Below are 20,520 nucleotides of genomic sequence, written 5' to 3'. Positions count from 1 at the left end.
GCGTTTACTCGACCGTGACCGATTTGGCCAGGTTGCGCGGCTGGTCGACGTCGGTGCCCTTGAGCACGGCGACGTGGTAGGCCAGCAGCTGCAGCGGTACGGTGTAGACGATGGGGTCGATCAGCTCGTCGGCGTGCGGCATGCCGATGACAGTGACGCCCGGCGCGTCCTTGAAGCCGGCCTCGCGGTCGGCGAACACGATGAGTTCACCGCCGCGCGCGGCGACTTCCTGCAGGTTGGACTTCACCTTCTCCAGCAGCTCGTCGTTGGGCGCCACGGCGATCACCGGCATGTGCTCGTCGACCAGGGCCAGCGGGCCGTGCTTGAGCTCGCCGGCGGCGTAGGCCTCGGCGTGGATGTAGGAGATTTCCTTGAGCTTGAGCGCGCCCTCCATCGCCACCGGCGACATCGAGCCGCGCCCCAGGAACAGGGCATGCTGCTTGTGGATCAGGCGCTCGGCCAGCTTCTGCAGCTGCTGGTCCTGGCGCAGCACGGCCTCGACCACGCCGGCAGCGGACTCCAGTGCCTTGACGTAGCGGCGCTCGGCCTCGGGCGACAGGCCGTTGCGGCGCGCCAGCAGCAGCATCACCAGGGCCAGCGCCATCAGCTGGGTGGTGAAGGCCTTGGTACTGGCGACGCTGCGCTCGGGACCGGCATGCGTCATCAGCGCGATGTCGGACTCGCGCACCAGCGAGGACTCGGGTGCGTTGCAGACGACCAGCGAGGCGGCGATGTCCTTGCCCTTGGCATGGCGCAGCGCTTCCAGCGTATCGGCGGTTTCGCCGGACTGCGAGATGGTGATGAACAGCGTGTCGGGCTCGATCACCGGATCGCGATAGCGGAACTCGCTGGCCAGTTCGACCTGGCAGGGCACCTTGGCGATCTGCTCGAACCAGTAGCGCGCCACCATGCCGGCGTGCGAGGAAGTGCCGCAGGCCACCAGACGCACGCGCTTGATCCGCGCCAGCAGCTCGCCGGCCTTGGGGCCGAGACAGGCTTCCAGCACGCGGCCGTCGGACAGGCGGCCTTCCAGGGTGTTGGCCAGGGCAGTCGGCTGCTCGAAGATTTCCTTCTGCATGAAGTGCCGGTAGCTGCCCTTGTCCACGGCGTCCGAGCTCAGGCTGGAGACGTGCAGCTTGCGCTCCACCGCACGACCCTGGGTGTCGATGATGCTATAGCCGTCGGTGCGGATCTCGGCAACGTCGCCTTCTTCCAGGTAGACGAAGCGGTTGGTCACCGGCAGCAGCGCGAGGGCGTCGGAGGCGGCGAAGTGCTCGCCGATGCCGATGCCGATCACCAGCGGGCTGCCCTTGCGCGCCAGCATCATGCGGCCCGGATCACGGCCGCAGATCACGGCCAGCGCGTAGGCGCCGTGCAGGCGCGGCAGCACCGCGATCATGGCGGCGCGCAGGCCGGCGCCCTGCTTCATCTGCTCGTGCACCAGGTGCGCGACAACCTCGGTGTCGGTTTCCGAGCTGAAGGCATAGCCCTTGGCCTTGAGCTCGGCGCGCAGCTCGTCGTGGTTCTCGATGATGCCGTTGTGCACCAGGGCGACGTCGCCGGACACGTGCGGATGCGAGTTGCGCTCCGCCGGCACGCCATGGGTGGCCCAGCGCGTGTGGGCGATGCCGGTGCCGCCGTTGTTCGGCGCCTGCACCAGCGCCGCTTCGAGCTGCGCGACCTTGCCGACCGCGCGCGTCAGGTGCAGCTGGCCCACCGCATCGATGACGGCGACGCCCGCCGAATCGTAGCCGCGATACTCGAGGCGCTTGAGGCCCTCGATCAGGATGGGGGTGACGTTACGCTGAGCTACCGCACCGACGATGCCGCACATGGGGAATCCTTGTCTCTTGTGCTCTGGTGGCCGGCCCGGGCATCCCGCCCGTGTCCTGCTGCCTATTTCTTCTTGACCGGGCGCTTCCAGCCCGGGATGGATTTCTGGTCGCGCGCGCGGCAGATCGTCAGCGCGCCGGCCGGTGCAGTCTTGGTAATCGTTGAGCCGGCGGCGATGAAGGCGCCGCGCTCGATCGTCAGCGGCGCCACCAGCTGCGAATCGGTGCCGATGAAGGCGTCGTCGCCGATGGTGGTGACGTGCTTGTTGGCGCCGTCGTAGTTGCAGGTGATGACGCCGGCTGAGACGTTGACGCGCTCGCCGATCACCGCATCGCCGAGATAGGCCAGGTGCCCGACCTTGGCACCCTTGCCCAGCCGCGCCTTCTTCAGTTCCACGAAGTTGCCGACGTGGACGTTCTCGCCCAGCACCGACTCCGGGCGCAGGCGCGCGAAGGGGCCCAGGTCGGAGCCGGCGCCGACCTCGCTGTCCTCGATCACGGTGTTGGCCTTGACGATCACGCCGTCGCCCAAGCTGGCGTTGCGCAACAGCACGTTGGGCCCGATGCGCACGCCGTGACCCAGGCGCACGCGGCCCTCGATCACGACATTGACGTCGATCTCCACGTCCTGGCCGTGCTCGAGCGAGCCGCGCAGATCGAAGCGCGCCGGGTCGAGCAGGGTCACGCCCGCGCGCATCAGGTCTTCGGCCTGGTTGCGCTGGTGCTGGCGCTCCAGCGCGGAGAGCTGCAGCTTGTCGTTGACCCCCTCCACTTCCCAGGCCGCTTCCGGCCGGGCGGTGTGGATCGCCACGCCCTCGGCGGAGGCCAGGCCGATGATGTCGGTGAGGTAGTACTCGCCCTGCTTGTTGTCGTTGCGCAGCTTCGGCAGCCAGTCATGCAGCAGGGCATTGGGCACGCAGAAGATACCGGTGTTGACCTCGCGCACGGCCAGTTCCGCGGGGCTGCCGTCCTTCTGCTCGACGATGCGCTGCACCCGGCCCTGCGTGTCGCGCAGGATGCGGCCGTAGCCGGTCGGGTCGGGCATCTCCAGCGTCAGCAGCGACAGGCTGCGCCCGTCGCGCACCATCTCCACCAGCTTCTTCAGGGTCTGCGGGCGGATCAGCGGCACGTCGCCGTAAAGGATCAGCGTCCGGCCCTGGGCAGGGAGCTGCGGCAGCGCCACCCGCACGGCATGGCCGGTGCCCTTCTGCTCGGCCTGCTCCACCCAGCCGACGCCGGCCGCGGCGAAGAACGCGCGGACCTGCTCGCCGCCATGACCGTAGACCACACTGGTGGTACCGGCGGCGCCCAGGGCGGCGGCGGCATCCAGCACATGGGCCAGCAGCGGCCGGCCCGCCAGGGGCTGGAGGACCTTGGGCAACCGCGACTTCATGCGCGTGCCCTTGCCCGCGGCGAGAACGACTACCGACAAATCTTGCATGCAGAGGATTTCCGCAAGAAACGAACCATGATTTTACATGAGGCCGGACCCGGCCCGTTGAGACCCCGGACGGGGGGAAATGTGCCCGGAAACGAAAAAGCCCGCAGATTTGCGGGCTTTTTCACCTTTTCCGCCCTGTTTCAGCGGGAAGGGTTCTTCAGCTTCTGTACGAACTGCAGGCGGGCGGCGGCCTCGATCAGCTCCGACTGGGCCTTGGCCAGGTCCATCTCGCCCTTGGCGCCGGCCAGCTTCTCTTCGGCCGACTGCTTGGCCGCCAGGGCGGCGGCCTCGTCGGCGTCCTTGGCGCGCAGGGCGCTGTCGGCCAGCACGGTCACGAGATGCGGCTGCACCTCGAGAATGCCGCCGCCGACGAAGAAAGACTGCTCGGTACCGTCAAGCAGCTGCACGCGCACCGCGCCCGGCACGAGCCGGGTCAGCAGCGGCGTGTGGCGCGGCGCAATGCCGACCTCGCCCATTTCGGCCGGGGCGAACACCATCAGGGCTTCGCCCGTATGGATCTGCCCTTCGGCGGAAACGATGTCTACGTGAATGGATGCCATGGGCTATTCCCTAAGGAAGCTTAGAGCTTCTTGGCCTTTTCGACGGCTTCGTCGATCGAGCCGACCATGTAGAACGCCTGCTCCGGCAGGTGATCGAACTCGCCGTCGACCAGGCCGCGGAAGCCGCGGATGGTTTCCTTCAGCGTGACGTACTTGCCGGGCGAACCGGTGAAGACCTGGGCGACGAAGAACGGCTGCGACATGAAGCGCTGGATCTTGCGGGCGCGGGACACGGCACGCTTGTCGTCTTCCGACAGCTCGTCCATGCCCAGGATCGCGATGATGTCCTTCAGTTCCTTGTAGCGCTGCAGCACGCCCTGCACGTCGCGGGCGGTGTTGTAGTGATCGGCGCCGATGACGTTCGGGTCCAGCTGGCGGCTGGTGGAGTCCAGCGGGTCGATGGCCGGGTAGATACCCAGCGACGCGATGTCACGCGACAGCACGACGGTGGAGTCCAGATGCGCGAAGGTGGTCGCCGGGGACGGATCGGTGAGATCGTCGGCCGGAACGTAGACGGCCTGGATCGAGGTGATCGAGCCCTTCTTGGTGGAGGTGATGCGCTCCTGCAGAACGCCCATTTCCTCGGCCAGGGTCGGCTGGTAGCCCACCGCCGACGGCATACGGCCAAGCAGCGCGGACACTTCGGTGCCGGCCAGGGTGTAGCGGTAGATGTTGTCGACGAAGAACAGCACGTCGCGGCCTTCGTCGCGGAAGTACTCGGCCATGGTCAGGCCGGTGAGCGCGACGCGCAGGCGGTTGCCCGGCGGCTCGTTCATCTGGCCGTACACCATCGCGACCTTGGACTCGCCGAGGTTCTTCTCGTTGATGACGCCCGATTCCATCATCTCGTGATAGAAGTCGTTGCCTTCACGGGTACGCTCACCGACGCCGGCGAACACGGACAGACCCGAGTGCGCCTTGGCGATGTTGTTGATGAGCTCCATCATGTTGACGGTCTTGCCCACGCCGGCGCCGCCGAACAGGCCGACCTTGCCGCCCTTGGCGAACGGGCAGAGCAGGTCGATGACCTTGATGCCGGTTTCCAGCAGCTCGGTGGAGCCCGCCTGGTCTTCGTACGTCGGGGCGGCACGGTGGATCGCCCACAGTTCCTTGGACTCGACCGGACCGACTTCGTCGATCGGCTCGCCCAGCACGTTCATGATGCGGCCGAGGGTCCCCGGGCCGACGGGCACGGAGATCGGGCCGCCGGTGTTGGTGACGGCCAGGCCACGCTTGAGGCCTTCGGAGGCGCCCAGAGCGATGGTGCGGACGGTGCCGTCGCCCAGCTGCTGCTGCACTTCCAGGGTCAGGTCGGTGCCCGTGATCTTGAGTGCGTCGTAGATCTTGGGGATGGAATCACGCGGGAATTCGACGTCGACGACCGCGCCAATGACCTGAACAATCTTGCCGGAGCTCATTTGAGTTTCCTCTAACCGAATACTGTTGCGTTAAACCGCGGCGGCGCCGCCGACGATTTCTGAAATTTCTTTGGTGATCGAAGCCTGACGAGCCTTGTTGTAGATCAGCTGCAGGTTGGTGATGATCTTGCCGGCGTTTTCGGTCGCCGACTTCATCGCCACCATGCGCGCCGACTGCTCGCAGGCCGCATTCTCGATCACCGCCTGGTAGACCTGCGACTCGATGTAGCGCTGCAGCACGAAGTCGAGCAGGCCCGCCGGGGTGGGCTCATAGATGTAGTCCCAGTGAGCCAGCAGCTTCTCGTCCTTGACCTGCTCCACCGGGAGGATCTGACGGACCTGCGGGCGCTGGGTCATGGTGTTGACGAAGGTGCTCGACACCAGGAACAGGCGGTCGATGCGGCCTTCGCGATAGGCGTCGGTCATCACCTTGATCACGCCCAGCAGCTGGTCCAGGTGCGGACGGTCGCCGAGGTGGGTCTGGGTGGCCGTGACGTTGCCGCCCAGGCGCTTGAAGTACGACACCGCCTTGTTGCCGATCAGGGACAGCTCGACCTCGATGCCCTTTTCCTTCATCTCGCGCAGGCTCTTGAGCACGGCGCGGAACACGTTCACGTTCAGGCCGCCGGCGAGGCCGCGGTCCGAGGTGATGATGATGTAGCCGACACGCTTGGCCTCACGCTCCACCATGAACGGGTGGACGTACTCGGCGTTGGCCTGTGCGATGTGGCCCAGCGTACGGCGGATCTTCTCCGCGTACGGACGGGCCTGGGCCATGCGATCCTGCGCTTTGCGCATTTTCGACATGGCGACCTTTTCCATCGCGCGCGTGATCTTCTGCGTGTTCTTTACGCTTTTGATCTTGGTGCGGATTTCTTTGGAGCCGGGCACGGCGCTGTCCTGGTCAGTACTTAGATGGCGGACTGCTTGACGTAGGCGTCCATCGCCGACTTCAGGCCGGCTTCGAGCGCGTCGTTCCAGTCACCGCTGTTCAGCTTGCCCAGCAGTTCCTGCTGGCTGTTGCCGAGGAACTGGTGCAGGCCGGCTTCCCAGGCCAGGATCTTGGTGACCGGGACCACGTCGATGTAGCCCTTTTCCACCGCGTACAGCGTGGCGGCCATCAGGCCCACCGACAGCGGCAGGTACTGCTTCTGCTTCATCAGCTCGGTGACGCGCTGACCGCGCTCGAGCTGCTTGCGGGTGGCTTCGTCCAGGTCCGAGGCGAACTGGGCGAAGGCCGCGAGTTCGCGGTACTGCGCCAGGGCGATACGGATGCCGCCGGAGAGCTTCTTGACGACCTTGGTCTGCGCGGAGCCGCCGACGCGGGACACGGAGATACCGGCGTTCATGGCCGGGCGGATGCCGGCGTTGAACAGGTCGGTTTCCAGGAAGATCTGGCCGTCGGTGATCGAGATCACGTTGGTCGGAACGAACGCGGAAACGTCACCCGCCTGGGTTTCGATGATCGGCAGCGCGGTGAGCGAGCCGGTCTTGCCCTTGACGGCGCCGTTGGTCATCTTCTCGACGTAGTCGGCGTTGACGCGGGCGGCACGCTCCAGCAGGCGGCTGTGTAGATAGAACACGTCGCCGGGGTAGGCTTCACGGCCCGGGGGACGCTTCAGCAGCAGCGACACCTGGCGGTAGGCCACGGCCTGCTTGGACAGGTCGTCATAGATGATCAGCGCGTCTTCGCCCTTGTCGCGGAAGTACTCGCCCATCGAGCAGCCGGAGTACGGCGCGATGAACTGCAGCGCGGGGGACTCGGAAGCCGAGGCGGCAACGACGATGGTGTGACCCATCGCGCCGTTCTCTTCCAGCTTGCGCACGACGCCGGCGATCGAAGAGGCCTTCTGGCCGATCGCGACGTACACGCACTTAATGCCGGTGCCCTTCTGGTTGATGATGGCGTCGATGGCCATCGCGGTCTTGCCGGTCTGGCGGTCGCCGATGATCAGCTCGCGCTGGCCGCGGCCGATGGGAACCATCGCGTCCACCGCCTTGTAACCGGTCTGCACCGGCTCGCTGACCGACTGGCGGGCGATGACGCCCGGGGCAACCTTCTCGATCGGCGACTTTTCAGTCGCGTTGATCGGGCCCTTGCCGTCGATCGGCTGGCCGAGCGCGTTGACGACGCGACCCAGCAGGGCCTCGCCGACCGGCACTTCGAGAATGCGGCCGGTGGTCTTCACCGTGTCGCCTTCGGCCAGATGCTTGTAGTCGCCCAGGACCACGGCGCCGACGGAGTCGCGCTCGAGGTTCAGTGCCAGACCGAAGGTGTTGCCCGGGAACTCGAGCATTTCACCCTGCAGCGCATCGGACAGGCCGTGCACGCGGACGATACCGTCCTGCAGCGACACGATCGTGCCGGTGTTGCGCGCTTCGGCGGCACCGTCGAAGTTCTTGATGCGCGCCTTGATCAGGTCGCTGATTTCAGAAGGATTCAGTTGCATTACTGCTTTCCTCAAAGATGAAGCATTCAGTCCGCGAATGAACGCAAATAAACGCGAATGGGGCCGGGGCCTTTCCACGATTTGCGTTCATTCGCGTTCATTTGCGGACTTGTTCAGTTTGGTTATCGCGCCAGAGCGGTTTCAAGCCGCTCCAACTCACTCTTCACAGAACCGTCGATCACCAGATCGCCGGCACGGATCACGGCGCCGGCGATCAGACTTTCGTCCACGCCCCAGGCGACCACGACCTCACGACCCAAACGCTTCTTCACCGCGCTGGCCAGCTGCTGCTGCTGAGCATCGACCACCGGCACGGCGGTGGTGATCTCGACGTCAGCGCGGGCTTCAGCCTCGGCGCGCAGCTGCTCGTACTGCTGGGCGATCGAGCTGGCGGCCGTCAGGCGGCCATTCTCGACCAGCAACTTCAGCAGCGAGGAGCCTTCGGCGCCCAGCTTGGAGCCGAGGGTCTGCGCCAGCACGGCGGCCAGGTCGGCCCGCGTCAGCGCCGGGTGACCCAGCAGCTGCGCCACCTGCGGCGCGGTTACGGCGTCGGCGATCGTCTTGAGCACGCTGCTCCAGTCGGCGAACTTGCCGCTGTCGCGGGCAAGCTCGAAGACCGCTTTGGCGTAGGGACGAGCCAGGGTGGTGATGTCCGCCATGGTCTGGATCCTTAGACCCGCGCTGCCAGATCGCTCAGCACGTCGGCGTGAGCCTTGGCGTCGATCTCGCGCTTCAGGATCTTGGTCGCACCGATCACGGCCAGCTCGCCGACCTGCTTGCGCAGTTCTTCGCGGGCACGGGCCACTTCACGGCCGACGTCGTCCTGGGCCTTGGCGACAATGCGCTCGGCCTCGGTCTGCGCCGTGCCCTTGGCCTGCTCCACGATCTGCGTCGCCTGCTTGTTGGCAGCGCTCAGGATGTCCTGGGCCTGCGTACGGGCTTCGGCCAGCGCCTGGTCGCTCTTGGAAGAAGCGTCCTGCAGCGCCTTGGCGCCGCGCTCGGCGGCCGCGAGGCCGTCGGCGATGCGCTGGCGACGGGCTTCCAACGCCGCCGTAATCGGCGGCCACACGAACTTCATCGTGAACAGGACGAACGCGATGAACACGATCATCTGCCCAACGATGGAGGGGATGCTCGCCTGCATGGCTAGCTCCGGATCAGAGTGATAGGAACGAGGCTTACTTCAGCGCCGCGAGCAGCGGGTTCGCGAACATCATCAGCAGGCCCATGGCGACGCCGATGATCGACACGGCGTCCAGCAGGCCGGCGATGATGAACATCTTGGTCTGCAGCATGTTGGCCATTTCCGGCTGGCGGGCAGCGCCTTCCAGGAACTTGCCACCCAGCAGACCGAAGCCGATGGCGGTGCCGAGGGCAGCGAGGCCGAAGATGAGGCCGATGGTCAGGGCGGTGCTGGCCTGGATCTGAGCGATGAGCTCCATGATGTAACTCCGTGCGATGTGTTGGTTGAAAAAACTTTGTTTACAGCTGACTACTGCAAGAAAACGGTACTGAAACTAGTGATGCTCGTAAGCCATGCTCAGGTACACGATGGTCAGCGTCATGAAGATGAACGACTGCAGCGTGATGACGAGGATGTGGAAGATGGCCCAGGGGAGACCCGGGATGATCTGCGCCCACCAGGGCAGCAGCGCGATCAGGATGAAGATCAGCTCGCCGGCGTACAGGTTGCCGAACAGTCGCAGCGCCAGCGACATCGGCTTGGCGAGCATTTCGACGGTGTTGAGGATGATGTTGGGGATGAAGCCCCACTTGCCGAACGGGTGCGTCAGATACTCAAGGGCGAAGCCCTTTACACCCTTGCCCTTGAAGCTGTAGACGAAGATCAGGATGAAGACCGAGATCGACAGCGCGAAGGTGGCGCTCATGTCGGCCGAGGGCACGACGCGGATGTAGGCGTGCGCCGGGTCATGTCCCATGGAGCCGTAGATCTTGGCCCAGATCATGGGAACCAGGTCGACCGGCAGCAGGTCCATGCAGTTCCAGAGGAACACCCAGCAGGCGATCGTCAGGGCCAGGGGGCCGATGAAGGCGCGGGAGCCGTGGAAACTGTCTTTCACCGAGTTGTCGACGAATTCGATGATCAGCTCGACGAAGTTCTGCAACTTGCCCGGCACACCCTCGGTGGCGCGCACGGCGGCAATGCGGAACAGCGTGAGGAAAGCCAGGCCCAGGAGCGTGGAAATGACCAGCGTGTCGATGTGCCAGGCGGACATCGAAATGAACGCGTCATCGTGCCCCGAAGACAGATGCTTCAGATGGTGCGTGACGTACTCGGCAGGAGAGTGACCTTCAGCCATTCGCTATTTCCAGGACAACGCAAACCAGTAGGCGAGATGCCCGACCGCGAAAGTGGTGGCCAGGGGCGCAAGAGCACCCTTGAAAACCATGATGGCGAATCCGAACAGGACGATCGCCAGCACCCACTTGCGCGACTCGGCGCGAAATAAATTGGTGACCATGGCCCTGGGATCGGATGTCTCCGCCCCCAATGCCTTGACTGCCGTGTAGTACGTCAGTACGGCGCAGATCAACCCGCCGCAGAAACCTGACGCTGCTGCCATCCAGCCCTGGAATGATCCCCACAGGACGGCGCTGGCAACCGCGATCAGTAATTGGAGCAGTGCAATTCTTGTGGCGACTTTCATGGTCAGCCGACTTAAGATCAAATGATGCACCGCATCAATCACAGAGAGTATAGCGGCTCCGGTAACCAGTGGGCAACTTTGCAGGGGTCGTCCGGTCGGGCGGCTGGCAGGCCGCTTTTCCAGATTTAACCCAGGCGGATGAAGCCCGGATGACACCTTCACAGGGGAAGGATAGCCCCTCCGGCCCGGCGCGCCTCTTGGACAGATTGTCCCACCCTGCCCGCGCTACCCACCCTGTCTCAGGACGACAACAGGTCCCAGCCGAACTTCAGGATCAGCGCAGCCACCACGGCAATATAGAGAGCCCTGACAAAACCGCTGCCATGTCGGATCGCCAGGCGGGCGCCGAGCAGGGCCCCGGCGACGTTGAAGACCGCCATGGCCAGGGCCACGTCATAGAGGATATGACCTGAGCGGGCGAACCAGATCACCGCGGCGGCGTTGGTGACCACGTTGACCAGCTTGGCCGAGGCCGAGGCCGCCAGGAAGCTGTAGCCGAACAGGCCGACGAAGGCGAACAGCAGGAAGCTGCCGGTGCCCGGGCCGAAAAAGCCGTCGTAGAAGCCGATCCCCGCCCCTACCGCCACGGCGGCCAGCATTTCGGGCCCGCCAGACAGGCGCGGGGCATGAAGAGCGCCCAGATCCTTCTTCCACAGGGTGTAGGCCAGCACCGCCAGCAGCAGGACCAGCACCAGGGGCCGCAGCTGCTCCGGCGGGGCCAGGCTGACAGCGCGGGCGCCGAGCAGGCTGCAGCCGAAAGCGGCCGCGCAGGCCGGCAGGGTGGCTCGCAGTTCCACCGGCACACGGCGCAGGTACTGCCAGGCGGCGGCCGAGGTGCCCCAGATGCTGCAGAGCTTGTTGGTGCCCAGCAGGGTGGCCGGCGGCACGCCCGGCATCAGCACGAACAGCGCCGGGACCAGGATCAGGCCGCCGCCGCCCACCACCGAATCGATGAAGCCGGCCAGTAACGCGAAGGCGCAGAGGGCGGCCAGTTGCGGGGTGAGGTCGGGGAGGTATTCCAGCATGCGGGTGTCCTCCCTCTCCCGCTGGCGGGAGAGGGAGAAAAAACTACTTCAGCATCTTCGCCGCGGCACCTGGGATCTTGTAGCGCTTGTCGCGGAACAGCTTGGTCAGCAGCAGCGTGAGCCATTCGCGCGAGCTGGAGAAGCCGCGCAGGACGATGAAGACCTCGGCGCCCTCCTGCTGCAGCTCGTAGTGCTCCACCGAGACGGTGACGGACTGGCGTTCGCCGCGCAGCATGGCGCGCAGCGTCAGGCGGGAGGCCTCGAGATCGACCTTCAGGTCTTCGATCTCGCCGTATTCGCCGAAACGGTCGCTGATGAACGCCTTCATCGCCATCGCGACGGCGCTGGCCTTCATTCTTCCCAGCATTGCATGCTCCTCGGTGTTTTTCTTATGCCGTCATACCGGCTTTCGCCGGTATGACGGACTTGGCTGGAGCCAAGTTCCTCTGCAGGTTCCTATGCCACTTCAGAGGATATCCGAGGCGTGGGCGGCCAGTCGTGAACGTTCGCCGCGGGCCAGGGTGACGTGGCCGCCGTGCGGCCAGCCCTGGAAGCGGTCGACGACGTAGGTCAGGCCGGAGGTGGTTTCGCTGAGGTAGGGCGTGTCGATCTGCGCGAGGTTGCCCAGGCAGATCATCTTGGAGCCGGGGCCGCAGCGCGTGATCAGGGTCTTCATCTGCTTGGCGGTGAGGTTCTGCGCCTCGTCGATGATCACCAGGCGATTGAGGAAGGTGCGGCCGCGCATGAAGTTGAGCGAGCGGATCTTGATGCGCTTGCTCAGTAGGTCGTTGGTAGCGGCACGCTCCCAGTCGCCGGGGTTACCGTTCTGGGTCAGCACTTCGAGGTTGTCCATGATGGCGCCCATCCAGGGCGTCATCTTTTCTTCCTCGGTGCCCGGCAGGAAGCCGATGTCCTCGCCCAGCGGCACGGTGACGCGGGTCATGATGATCTCACGGTAGCGCGGCTCGTCGAGCACCTGCGCCAGGCCGGCGGCCAGGGTCAGCAGGGTCTTGCCGGTGCCGGCGGTGCCGAGCACGGTGACGAAGTCGATGTCCGGGTCCAGCAGCAGGTTGAGCGCGAAGTTCTGCTCGCGGTTCTTGGCGTGGATGCCCCAGACGCTGGACTTGCCGCTGCGGTAGTCGCGCACCACGCGCAGCTCGCCGACGTTGCCGTCGATCTTCTGCACCATCAGCTCCAGGCCCTTTTCCGCGCCATCGGGCAGGAACAGGAACTGGTTGACGTGCCACTTGGAGACCAGCGGGCCCTTGATGCGGTAGCAGGCGCGGCCGACGCTGTCCTGCCAGCTTTCCATCTTCTCGCCGTGGCTGGCCCAGAAGTCGGCCGGCAGCTCGACGTAGCCGCTGTAGAGCAGGTCGGTGTCGTCCAGCACCTGGTCGTTGTGGTAATCCTCGGTGTGGACCCCGACGATCGCCGCCTTGATGCGCAGGTTGATGTCCTTGGACACCAGGGTGACCTTGCGCTCGCCGCTCTGGTTCTGCAGCGCCAGCGCCGTGAGCAGGATGCTGTTGTCGGGCTTGTTGCCCGGCAGGATGCCCGGCAGCGAGGCCTCGGTGGGCTGGGTCTGGAAGAACAGCTTGCCGGAGGCCGGCTGGTTGTGACGCCCGCCGCTGCCGTTCTTCTTGGACAGCGCACTGGGCAGCGCGATGCCCTTCTCGATCTGCGCGTGGTTCTTGCCGGCGACCAGGTCGTCGAACATGCGGCTGACCTGGCGCGCGCTGCGCGCGGTCTCGGTTGTGCCCTTCTTGAGTCCGTCCAGCTCCTCCAGGACCACCATGGGTATGAACAGGTCGTGTTCCTCGAAGCGGAACAGGCTGGTCGGGTCGTGCATCAGCACGTTGGTGTCGAGAACGAAAATCTTGCGCTTGCTCATTAGGTCCGGAGAGAGACAGCAAGGGATGAAGGCACGCGATGCGCACCGGCGGGACAGACAGGAAGGTGTACGGCGGGCAAGGACCAGGGGACAGCGACGGTCGGCAACCTCGGCCCGGTGGGCCGGTCACATCCACCGATGTGATTATTTATAGTAATAAATACTTACCGTTCGACGGTTTGTAAAGCCACCGACCCCTGACCGAGCCGATGCACGTGGCACCAGACTAGCCCAAAAAAAACGCGGGAGGAAGCGATACCGTCGAGGCCCGATTCAGGCACTCGGGCAACGGCGACTGGCGTCAGGCCAGCGCGGCCTTGAGTGCGGCCAGCACTTCGCCGACGTGGCCCTTCACCTTGACGCTGCGCCACTCGCGCAGCAGCACGCCCTTGGCGTCGAACAGGAAGCTGCTGCGGTCCACGCCCATGTACTTGCGGCCGTACATGCTCTTCTCGCGGATCACGTCGAAGGCCTGGCAGGCGGCTTCGTCGGGGTCGGACAGCAGCGGGAACGGAAACTCGAACTTGGCGGCGAAGTTCTCGTGGGAACGCACACTGTCCTTGGACACGCCCAGCACCTCGGCGCCGAGCTTCTGGAACTCCTCGTAGAGGTCGCGGAAGTCCTGGCCTTCCTGCGTGCAGCCCGGGGTGTTGTCCTTGGGGTAGAAGTAGACCACCAGCGGCTGGCCGCGCAGGGCGCGGAGGGCGATCTCGCGGCCGCCGGTGGCGGCCAGCTTCAGGTCCGGAATCTTGCTGCCCACGGCAAACGACATCGCGGCTCCCCTTCAGGTCTTGATCGGGTCGAGCATGCCGTCGGCGTTGAGGTCGTCGCAGAGGTCCATGAAGGACTCGCGCAGCGCCTGGGGATGCTGGCTGACCGGGACGTGCAGAACCATCTGCACGCTGACCATTTCCGCCCCAGTGTAGGTGGAGGCGTATTTCTGGGTCGAGATTTCCATCACGACCACGTCCTGGTGCTGGAAGAATTCCAGGATGTTGACCAGCAGGTTGGGCTCCTGCGGGGCGATGACCTCGGCCGCGTAGGGGCGGAAGTCCGGGTTGAAGGGCCGCGCCTCGCAGCGCTCGTAGCGCACCTGCAGCTCCAGCTTCTCGGCGATGCCCGGCAGGGCCGTCTCCAGGCGCCCCAGGGTGCTCCAGTTGCCCGACACCAGCAGGTTGGCGCAAAGACGGTCGCCGATCTGGGCGATCCGGCAGTCCTCCACCTCGCCCCCGCGCTCGCGGATGGCCTTGAACAGCTCCAGCGGCACATTGCCCTTGGGCTTGCCGATGACTGAAATGGTGAGAAGGTTGTCGTTAGGGGGCATCATTGGGGGCGGCACCGCGTTACAGGCCGCAGAGTTTAATGCCCCGGCCCCGCACCGCAAGTCCGGCCGCTGCCCGGCTCCGGACCGGCCGGGGCCGGCTGGCGGCCCGGCCCTGTCGGAAAACCGCCCCCCGACGATATAATCGCCGCTCTTTTTTCAACCGAAATCCCCAGCATGATCAAGGGCAGCATCGTCGCCATCGTCACGCCCATGCTCCCGGACGGCGCCGTGGACTGGACCAGCCTGGACGCGCTGGTGGAGTGGCATATCGCCGAAGGCACCGACGCCATCGTCGCCGTGGGCACCACCGGCGAGTCCGCCACCCTGGAGGTGGACGAGCACATCGAGGTGATCCGCCGCGTGGTGGCCCTGGCCGCCAAACGCGTGCCGATCATCGCCGGCACCGGGGCCAATTCCACCAAGGAAGCCATCGAGCTGACCGCCGCGGCCAAGGCCGCCGGCGCCGACGCCGCCCTGCTGGTCACTCCTTATTACAACAAGCCGCCGCAGGAAGGCATGTATCGCCACTACAAGGCGATCGCCGAGGCGGTGGACCTGCCGATCATCCTGTACAACGTCCCCGGCCGCACCGGCGTGGACCTGCTGCCCGCCACCGTGGCGCGCCTGGCGCAGATCCCCAACATCGTCGGCCTGAAGGAAGCCAAGGGCGAGCTGTCGCGCATCCGCGAACTGCTGGCCCTGGCACCCGCGGGCTTCGCCATCTATTCCGGCGACGACGCCAGCGCCCGCGAGTCCATCCTGCTGGGCGCCCATGGCGACATCTCGGTGACCGCCAACGTCGCCCCCGGCGCCATGCACCGCATGTGTGCAGCCGCCCTGGCCGGCGACGCCGACACCGCCGCCAAGATCGACGCGCCGCTCGCGGCACTTCACCGCGATCTGTTTGTCGAACCGAACCCGATCCCCGTGAAGTGGGCCCTGGTAGAAATGGGCCGCATCCCGGCAGGCCTGCGCCTGCCGCTGGTGCCCATGTCCAGCGCTTCCGAGGACACCGTACGCGCCGCGTTGCGCGCCGCTGGAGCCGTTTCATGAGCCGTACCGCCGTCCTGCTGTCCCTTGCCACCCTGATGCTGGCCGGCTGCGCCTCGCGCAACGCCTGTGTCGGCGACACCAGCTACCAGCAAGCCACCTCCCTGCCGCCCCCGGTCACCGTGGACGGCCTGAAGATGCCGGAATCGGCCGCCGCCCTGCGCATCCCCCCCGCCCCGGCCGCCGCCGCCGCCCCGAGCGACGTCTGCCTGCAGACCCCGCCGCCGATGCCCCCGGTCACCGAAGACAAGGCCGGCAAGGACGTGGAGGTCGCCCCGCCGACCAAGGCCGCCGAAAAGACCAAGCTGATGAAGGATTACCTCAAGAAGTAAGGCTTTTTGGCGCCCGCCCGCCGGCCCGCTGAGAAATCCGGGCCGTAATGGGTATAATGCGCGCCCGCCGCAGCCCCGGCTGCGGCGTATCCATCAACCTGGAGAGGTGTCCGAGCGGTTGAAGGAGCACGCCTGGAAAGCGTGTATACGGTTTATACCGTATCGCGGGTTCGAATCCCGCTCTCTCCGCCAAGCAGCAACAGAAAAGGCCCCTTGCGGGGCCTTTTCTGTTGCTGCAGCTTTTGGCGGAGAGAGCGGGATTCGAATCCGCGATAACCCATGAATGGGTTCGGCCACCGCGCCAAAGGCGCGGTGGTGTGCGCCGCGCAGCGGCGCAGCCCGAAGGGCCGAGGCGCGCAGCGCCGAGCCATCCCGCTCTCTGCGGAAGCTGGGAGCGGCGCGCGCACCGATACCCCTCTTTTCTCGCCCTCGCCCAAGCTCCGGGCGCAAGCCTCCTGCGAGATAGTGAGGTATTTGGCCGAGCATTCCTAACGGGACTCCGTATTTCTTTGACTAAATGATGAAGGCTGCCGAGCAAAGGAACAGCGAATCAAAGCGGCGGCTAAATGGCGACCCCTTTATCGCCCCAACAACAGCGTTTGCCCAGCGCATTTGCCTTCGCTTCGCCCCGGCACGAGAATCCGGCAAGAGATATGTGTCCAAAGCAAAAAAAGCGCCTCCTCGGGAGAGAATCAGTGGGAGAGATATACAAGGAATTGCTGACTGTTGAGCGTCGCCGACTGAGCACTCGGGGCCCTCTGGCGTTGCCCGATGAGGTAGAAAGTGATCGCTCTCGCGTTCTCTATTCTTCTTCTTTCCGACGCCTGCAGGGGAAGACACAGGTCTTCCCGCTGGATGAAAACGCAGCGGTTAGAACCAGACTTACACATTCCTTTGAAGTTTCCCACGTAGGGCGTTTTCTGGCGGCCAGCGTCCTGAAGATTTTCAAGGAGAGGGGGGAGCTAGATAAGGTTGGCCTCGGACCGGACGAGGCAGCTGCGTTTCCTACTATCGTAGAAACTGCATGCTTACTACATGACATCGGGAATCCACCTTTCGGACACTTCGGAGAGCAAGCAATCTCACAGTGGTTTGGACGGAATCTCAATGACCTAACAGCCATGGCGGGTTGCGTATTCGCCGACGAGCACGCCGATCTTAAGAACGACTTCCTGAACTTCGATGGAAATCCACAAGGATTTCGCATCCTTTCGAGGATTGCGGGAGCTGATGAGTTTGGTTTTAATCTGACGCTCACACAGATGGCAGCCACAATAAAGTATGTGTGCTTGCCTTCTCAGAAAGATTCGACAACGGCCTTGAAGAAAAAGGCAGGGGTGTTTTTTTCGGAAAGAGAGGCGCTGGCCGATATTCAGAAAAGGTTCTTGTTGAAAGAGGGGCAGCGCTTCCCGTTGGCCTACCTAATGGAGGCAGCAGATGACATCTCTTATTGTTTAAGCGACATCGAAGATGGAGTAGAGAAGGGGATTATTAAGTTTGACGATTTCGTCGAAAAAATAAGGGAAAGGACGTCGGACGACAAAATCCGTGAATTCTTTCCTAAAAATGACGGCTCTGTATCGCCAGTTGAGCGAGTGGTTGGCATACGATCAAGAGTCATCCGGCACCTTGTTGGTGAAGCAGCGAAAGACTACGTCAACTCTCATGCGCAGATATGCGCAGGGACTCGAGATGAGCTCATAGAGAGCAGTTCACCTTGCGGGCGGCTTTTACAGGTTATCAAGGAGCATGTACGGGAGTCCGTGTATAGCCATGAAGTGCCGCAACAACTTGAACTTAGCGGCCTTTCCATCATCGAGGGTTTACTTGAAAGATTTAGGCCGCTCCTTGCCCTAAAGAGAGAGAACTTTGACGCGCTACTTTCGGGGGGTGGGCGCAAGCTGAAGTTAGATAGAGAACTGCGGCTCCTTGGTCTCGTTGCAAAGAGGCACAAGGAGGCATACCGAATAGAGGTGGGCAAGGGCGTTAGTGATCAAGCTGAGTGGGCGCTTAGAGGTCATATGCTCGTTGACTTCATATCTGGCATGACAGATCACTTCTCACTGCGTCTTTATCAAAAATTATCCGGAATTAGGCTTTGAGCACCCATCTGGCCAGACACAATCATCCGCTTGAAGTTATTCGAGAGATTCGAAGGCTGCATGGAGATGATCTTATGCTTACCTTCTCAAGGTATCTGTATCGTCCGCAGACGATACTGGACCAGCGAGAGGTATTTAGCGTTTCAATAACGGAAGTCACGGGAGATTGGTTTCGTAGACAGTCTCAGCAGCTGGAGCATGGCTGGGAGCTTGCGCTGAACTCGAAGGTTAGAGATGCGAGGAGGCGCACTAACCACATACCGATGATTGATTTCTCGCCTTCGAAAATTAACGCACGCCACTTTGACCTAATGAGAGAGATTCTTGGACGTTCTGTTTTTCAGACGTTATCGCTTTTCTCTAGCGGTCGCAGCTTCCACGGATACACCAGTCAGTTGCTTACGCCTTCTCAATGGCAGGACTTCATGGGACGCTTGCTGCTATTGAATGAGCCAACCAAAGAACCCCTCGTCGATGCGCGTTGGATTGGACATCGCTTGATTAGCGGATATGCCGCTCTTCGCTGGACCGCAAATAGTTCACACTATGCTGGCGCCCCAACACGTATTAACCTCTCTTAGCACAAGGGTGGATCATTGATCCTCCTTCCGCGACAGGCTAGCTTAAAGGGTCGGAGTAGCTGCTATACGTTCAATCAGGGGGGCAAATGTCACTTTGGTCGTGGTTAATCGCGTCGTATCTCGCGCTCGCCCTTCTAACCTTACTTCCGACGCTTACCGCGCTCTTCGGGAAGGTCAAACTTAACCCCGGCGGCGCATCCTTTGACGAGTCTAGTTTTTCCAGCGGCGCCAAAGAAAAACTAACCCGTCACTATTCAAGAATGCAGGGCACACTGGCATTCTGGAAGCGGGAAGCAGTAAGAAACTCGCATTTCCACTATTACTGCCTGTGGTGGACGATCGTCTCGTCCTCACTCATGCCATTCCTGACGCAGGCCGTTGATCCGGCGGACACCGCATCAAAGTGGTTTCTGACTACTGTTGCAGCGCATATTGCTCTTGTTCTTGGCTTTCATCGCGGACTCAAAGTCGCTGAGAATTTTAAGGCTTTTCGTCATGGAGAGTCTGAGTTCTACGACACATATCGACGCCTTCTGGACCGCCCAAATACATTTGGCAAAACGGAAGAAGAGCAAATCAGTAACTACTTTGAAGAGGTAGAGGTCATTCGCCGCTTCGTGCGTACCGCTGAGACCGATAGCTTGCCAATGCTTGATGATGTTCGTGACAAGATTGCCAAGTCCAAAGCAGATGGTTAGCCACAGGCCTCGACCGACTGACCGCTTCATGTGGATAGTCGGCCAAACCCGGGGCAGTTCAGAGTAAATAATTCAGACGCCGTGTCTGGGCAAACTACTCCCACCTTGCATCGAGTCTCAGCGGCGGAGCTGCCCCGCCCAACCCCGCCCAACCCCGCCCCTCACCGCAACACAAACCCCTCCGCCACCACCGGTGCCGGCAAATCCGTCTCCCCCAGCATCTCCCGCACCGTGGTTTCGATCATGACCGACATGGCGTCCAGTGCCAGGTCGTTGTTCTCGACACCGAAGGGTTCCTGGATTTCCTCGGCCAGCGACTCCAGCGCGAAGAAGGTATAGGACACGAACGCGACGATCAGGGGCGTCATCACGCCGACGGTATCGACCAGGCCGAAGGGCAGCAGGAAGCTGTACAGGTAGGCGGTGCGGTGCACGATCACCGTGTAGGCAAAGGGCATGGGCGTACTGGCGATACGCTCGCAGCCGCCCAGCGATTCGTTGAGCCGGCTCAGGTGCACGTCCAGGGCGACCAGCCGCGGCGAATCCATGAGGCGCAACCCGGGCAGCATCTTGCCCAGCATGGCCAGGATCACCGCGGGCTTGTAGCGCGCCGCAATGACACGATCCTTCCATTCCGGCGGGAGCAGGCGGGTGAGGTCGGCGCTGGCGTCGGTCTCGCGCAGCTGGTGCTTGAGCGCGTGGACGAACGCAACGACGCCATAAACGAAACGCTGCTGCGTGGGCGCATCGGCATCCGCCAGGCTCAGGACCTGGCGCGTCAGCGCGCGGGCGTCGTTGAGCACGGCGCCCCAGAGCTTGCGTGCCTCCCACCAGCGGTCGTAGCTGACGCTGTTGCGGAACCCCAGGAAGATGGCCAGGGCAATGCCCAGCAGCGTGAATGGCGCCACGGTGAGCCCGACCTTGAAGCCAGCCACCACGCCATCCGTCAGCGTCACCGCGACGGCCAGCAGCGTTGTCGCGGCCAGCTGCGGCAGGATGTTGCCCAGCACCGAGCCGCGCCAGACAAGCAGCATGCGCAGCCAGTGCAGACGGGAGCGGACAATCATCGAGGTGCCTCCAAAAGCCCCTGCAGGGCGAGTTCTTGACCTGCCTGCGGCAAAAGGCGGGCCATTCGCCCCGCGATGGC

The 20,520-nt window shown here is 63.5% G+C and carries 22 protein-coding genes and 1 tRNA gene; 6 read left to right on the top strand and 17 right to left on the bottom strand.

Annotation, left to right across the window (positions count from 1 at the left end):
* Nucleotides 1–4 precede the first annotated feature (4 nt).
* The 16 genes from glmS to D0B54_RS02575 form a co-directional block, all read right to left on the bottom strand.
* Nucleotides 5–1,834: a glutamine--fructose-6-phosphate transaminase (isomerizing) gene (glmS, locus tag D0B54_RS02650; RefSeq protein WP_117288924.1), complete on the bottom strand. Its 1,830-nt coding sequence runs from the start codon at nucleotides 1,832–1,834 to the stop codon at nucleotides 5–7.
* 62 nt (nucleotides 1,835–1,896) lie between these two features.
* Entirely contained in the window at nucleotides 1,897–3,273 is a 1,377-nt protein-coding gene (gene glmU, locus D0B54_RS02645) for a bifunctional UDP-N-acetylglucosamine diphosphorylase/glucosamine-1-phosphate N-acetyltransferase GlmU (RefSeq protein ID WP_205527249.1), read from the bottom strand.
* A gap of 140 nt (nucleotides 3,274–3,413) precedes the next feature.
* On the bottom strand, nucleotides 3,414–3,833 hold the full coding sequence (locus D0B54_RS02640) for a F0F1 ATP synthase subunit epsilon (RefSeq protein WP_117288922.1): 420 nt from the start codon (nucleotides 3,831–3,833) through the stop codon (nucleotides 3,414–3,416).
* A 20-nt stretch (nucleotides 3,834–3,853) separates the two neighbouring features.
* A complete protein-coding gene (gene atpD, locus D0B54_RS02635; RefSeq protein WP_117288920.1) occupies nucleotides 3,854–5,251 on the bottom strand; it encodes a F0F1 ATP synthase subunit beta in 1,398 nt (465 codons plus the stop codon).
* 30 nt (nucleotides 5,252–5,281) lie between these two features.
* Nucleotides 5,282–6,142 (bottom strand): F0F1 ATP synthase subunit gamma, encoded by an 861-nt coding sequence (gene atpG / locus D0B54_RS02630; RefSeq protein ID WP_117288918.1) that lies wholly within the window; start codon nucleotides 6,140–6,142, stop codon nucleotides 5,282–5,284.
* A gap of 20 nt (nucleotides 6,143–6,162) precedes the next feature.
* Entirely contained in the window at nucleotides 6,163–7,701 is a 1,539-nt protein-coding gene (atpA, locus tag D0B54_RS02625) for a F0F1 ATP synthase subunit alpha (protein ID WP_117288916.1), read from the bottom strand.
* 122 nt (nucleotides 7,702–7,823) lie between these two features.
* Nucleotides 7,824–8,360, bottom strand: coding sequence for a F0F1 ATP synthase subunit delta (locus tag D0B54_RS02620; RefSeq protein WP_117288914.1), 537 nt, complete (start codon nucleotides 8,358–8,360; stop codon nucleotides 7,824–7,826).
* Between the two features lie 11 nt (nucleotides 8,361–8,371).
* The gene (locus tag D0B54_RS02615) at nucleotides 8,372–8,845 is read right to left on the bottom strand and encodes a F0F1 ATP synthase subunit B (protein ID WP_117288912.1); all 474 of its coding nucleotides are present in this window, start codon (nucleotides 8,843–8,845) and stop codon (nucleotides 8,372–8,374) included.
* A 34-nt stretch (nucleotides 8,846–8,879) separates the two neighbouring features.
* Nucleotides 8,880–9,143, bottom strand: a complete 264-nt coding sequence (gene atpE, locus D0B54_RS02610) for a F0F1 ATP synthase subunit C (RefSeq protein ID WP_104230843.1) — start codon at nucleotides 9,141–9,143, stop codon at nucleotides 8,880–8,882.
* A 75-nt stretch (nucleotides 9,144–9,218) separates the two neighbouring features.
* Complete coding sequence (gene atpB / locus D0B54_RS02605; protein WP_117288910.1) at nucleotides 9,219–10,022, bottom strand: F0F1 ATP synthase subunit A; 804 nt, start codon at nucleotides 10,020–10,022, stop codon at nucleotides 9,219–9,221.
* 3 nt (nucleotides 10,023–10,025) lie between these two features.
* Complete coding sequence (locus D0B54_RS02600) at nucleotides 10,026–10,370, bottom strand: ATP synthase subunit I (protein ID WP_162932150.1); 345 nt, start codon at nucleotides 10,368–10,370, stop codon at nucleotides 10,026–10,028.
* Between the two features lie 239 nt (nucleotides 10,371–10,609).
* The gene (locus D0B54_RS02595; protein ID WP_117288906.1) at nucleotides 10,610–11,395 is read right to left on the bottom strand and encodes a sulfite exporter TauE/SafE family protein; all 786 of its coding nucleotides are present in this window, start codon (nucleotides 11,393–11,395) and stop codon (nucleotides 10,610–10,612) included.
* Between the two features lie 43 nt (nucleotides 11,396–11,438).
* On the bottom strand, nucleotides 11,439–11,762 hold the full coding sequence (locus D0B54_RS02590; RefSeq protein ID WP_240433539.1) for a hypothetical protein: 324 nt from the start codon (nucleotides 11,760–11,762) through the stop codon (nucleotides 11,439–11,441).
* A gap of 99 nt (nucleotides 11,763–11,861) precedes the next feature.
* Nucleotides 11,862–13,286, bottom strand: coding sequence for a PhoH family protein (locus D0B54_RS02585; RefSeq protein WP_117288902.1), 1,425 nt, complete (start codon nucleotides 13,284–13,286; stop codon nucleotides 11,862–11,864).
* A gap of 301 nt (nucleotides 13,287–13,587) precedes the next feature.
* Nucleotides 13,588–14,058, bottom strand: a complete 471-nt coding sequence (locus tag D0B54_RS02580; protein ID WP_117288900.1) for a peroxiredoxin — start codon at nucleotides 14,056–14,058, stop codon at nucleotides 13,588–13,590.
* A 12-nt stretch (nucleotides 14,059–14,070) separates the two neighbouring features.
* Nucleotides 14,071–14,613, bottom strand: a complete 543-nt coding sequence (locus D0B54_RS02575; RefSeq protein WP_240433538.1) for a glycine cleavage system protein R — start codon at nucleotides 14,611–14,613, stop codon at nucleotides 14,071–14,073.
* A 171-nt stretch (nucleotides 14,614–14,784) separates the two neighbouring features.
* Between D0B54_RS02575 and dapA the strand changes: the two genes are divergently transcribed.
* The 6 genes from dapA to D0B54_RS24110 all read left to right on the top strand — a co-directional run bounded on the left by dapA (nucleotide 14,785) and on the right by D0B54_RS24110 (nucleotide 19,373).
* Nucleotides 14,785–15,663, top strand: a complete 879-nt coding sequence (gene dapA / locus D0B54_RS02570; protein WP_117288898.1) for a 4-hydroxy-tetrahydrodipicolinate synthase — start codon at nucleotides 14,785–14,787, stop codon at nucleotides 15,661–15,663.
* The gene (locus tag D0B54_RS02565; protein ID WP_117288896.1) at nucleotides 15,660–15,992 is read left to right on the top strand and encodes a hypothetical protein; all 333 of its coding nucleotides are present in this window, start codon (nucleotides 15,660–15,662) and stop codon (nucleotides 15,990–15,992) included. The genes dapA and D0B54_RS02565 overlap by 4 nt, the downstream gene beginning before the upstream one ends.
* Nucleotides 15,993–16,092: 100 nt before the next feature.
* Nucleotides 16,093–16,184, top strand: a tRNA-Ser gene (locus tag D0B54_RS02560).
* 503 nt (nucleotides 16,185–16,687) lie between these two features.
* Nucleotides 16,688–18,094 (top strand): dGTPase, encoded by a 1,407-nt coding sequence (gene dgt / locus D0B54_RS02550; protein WP_162932149.1) that lies wholly within the window; start codon nucleotides 16,688–16,690, stop codon nucleotides 18,092–18,094.
* Complete coding sequence (locus D0B54_RS24115) at nucleotides 18,091–18,675, top strand: primase 1D-like protein (protein WP_162932148.1); 585 nt, start codon at nucleotides 18,091–18,093, stop codon at nucleotides 18,673–18,675. Before dgt ends, D0B54_RS24115 begins: the two co-directional genes overlap by 4 nt.
* Nucleotides 18,676–18,761: 86 nt before the next feature.
* Nucleotides 18,762–19,373, top strand: coding sequence for a hypothetical protein (locus D0B54_RS24110; RefSeq protein ID WP_162932147.1), 612 nt, complete (start codon nucleotides 18,762–18,764; stop codon nucleotides 19,371–19,373).
* A 161-nt stretch (nucleotides 19,374–19,534) separates the two neighbouring features.
* Here the strand turns inward: D0B54_RS24110 and D0B54_RS02540 are convergent, their stop codons facing one another.
* Nucleotides 19,535–20,440 (bottom strand): bestrophin family protein, encoded by a 906-nt coding sequence (locus D0B54_RS02540; protein ID WP_117288888.1) that lies wholly within the window; start codon nucleotides 20,438–20,440, stop codon nucleotides 19,535–19,537.
* Nucleotides 20,441–20,520 lie beyond the last annotated feature (80 nt).

The organism is Solimonas sp. K1W22B-7 (genome assembly GCF_003428335.1).
Taxonomy (GTDB): domain Bacteria; phylum Pseudomonadota; class Gammaproteobacteria; order Nevskiales; family Nevskiaceae; genus Solimonas_A.
This window is presented reverse-complemented; position numbering and strand designations above follow the sequence as displayed.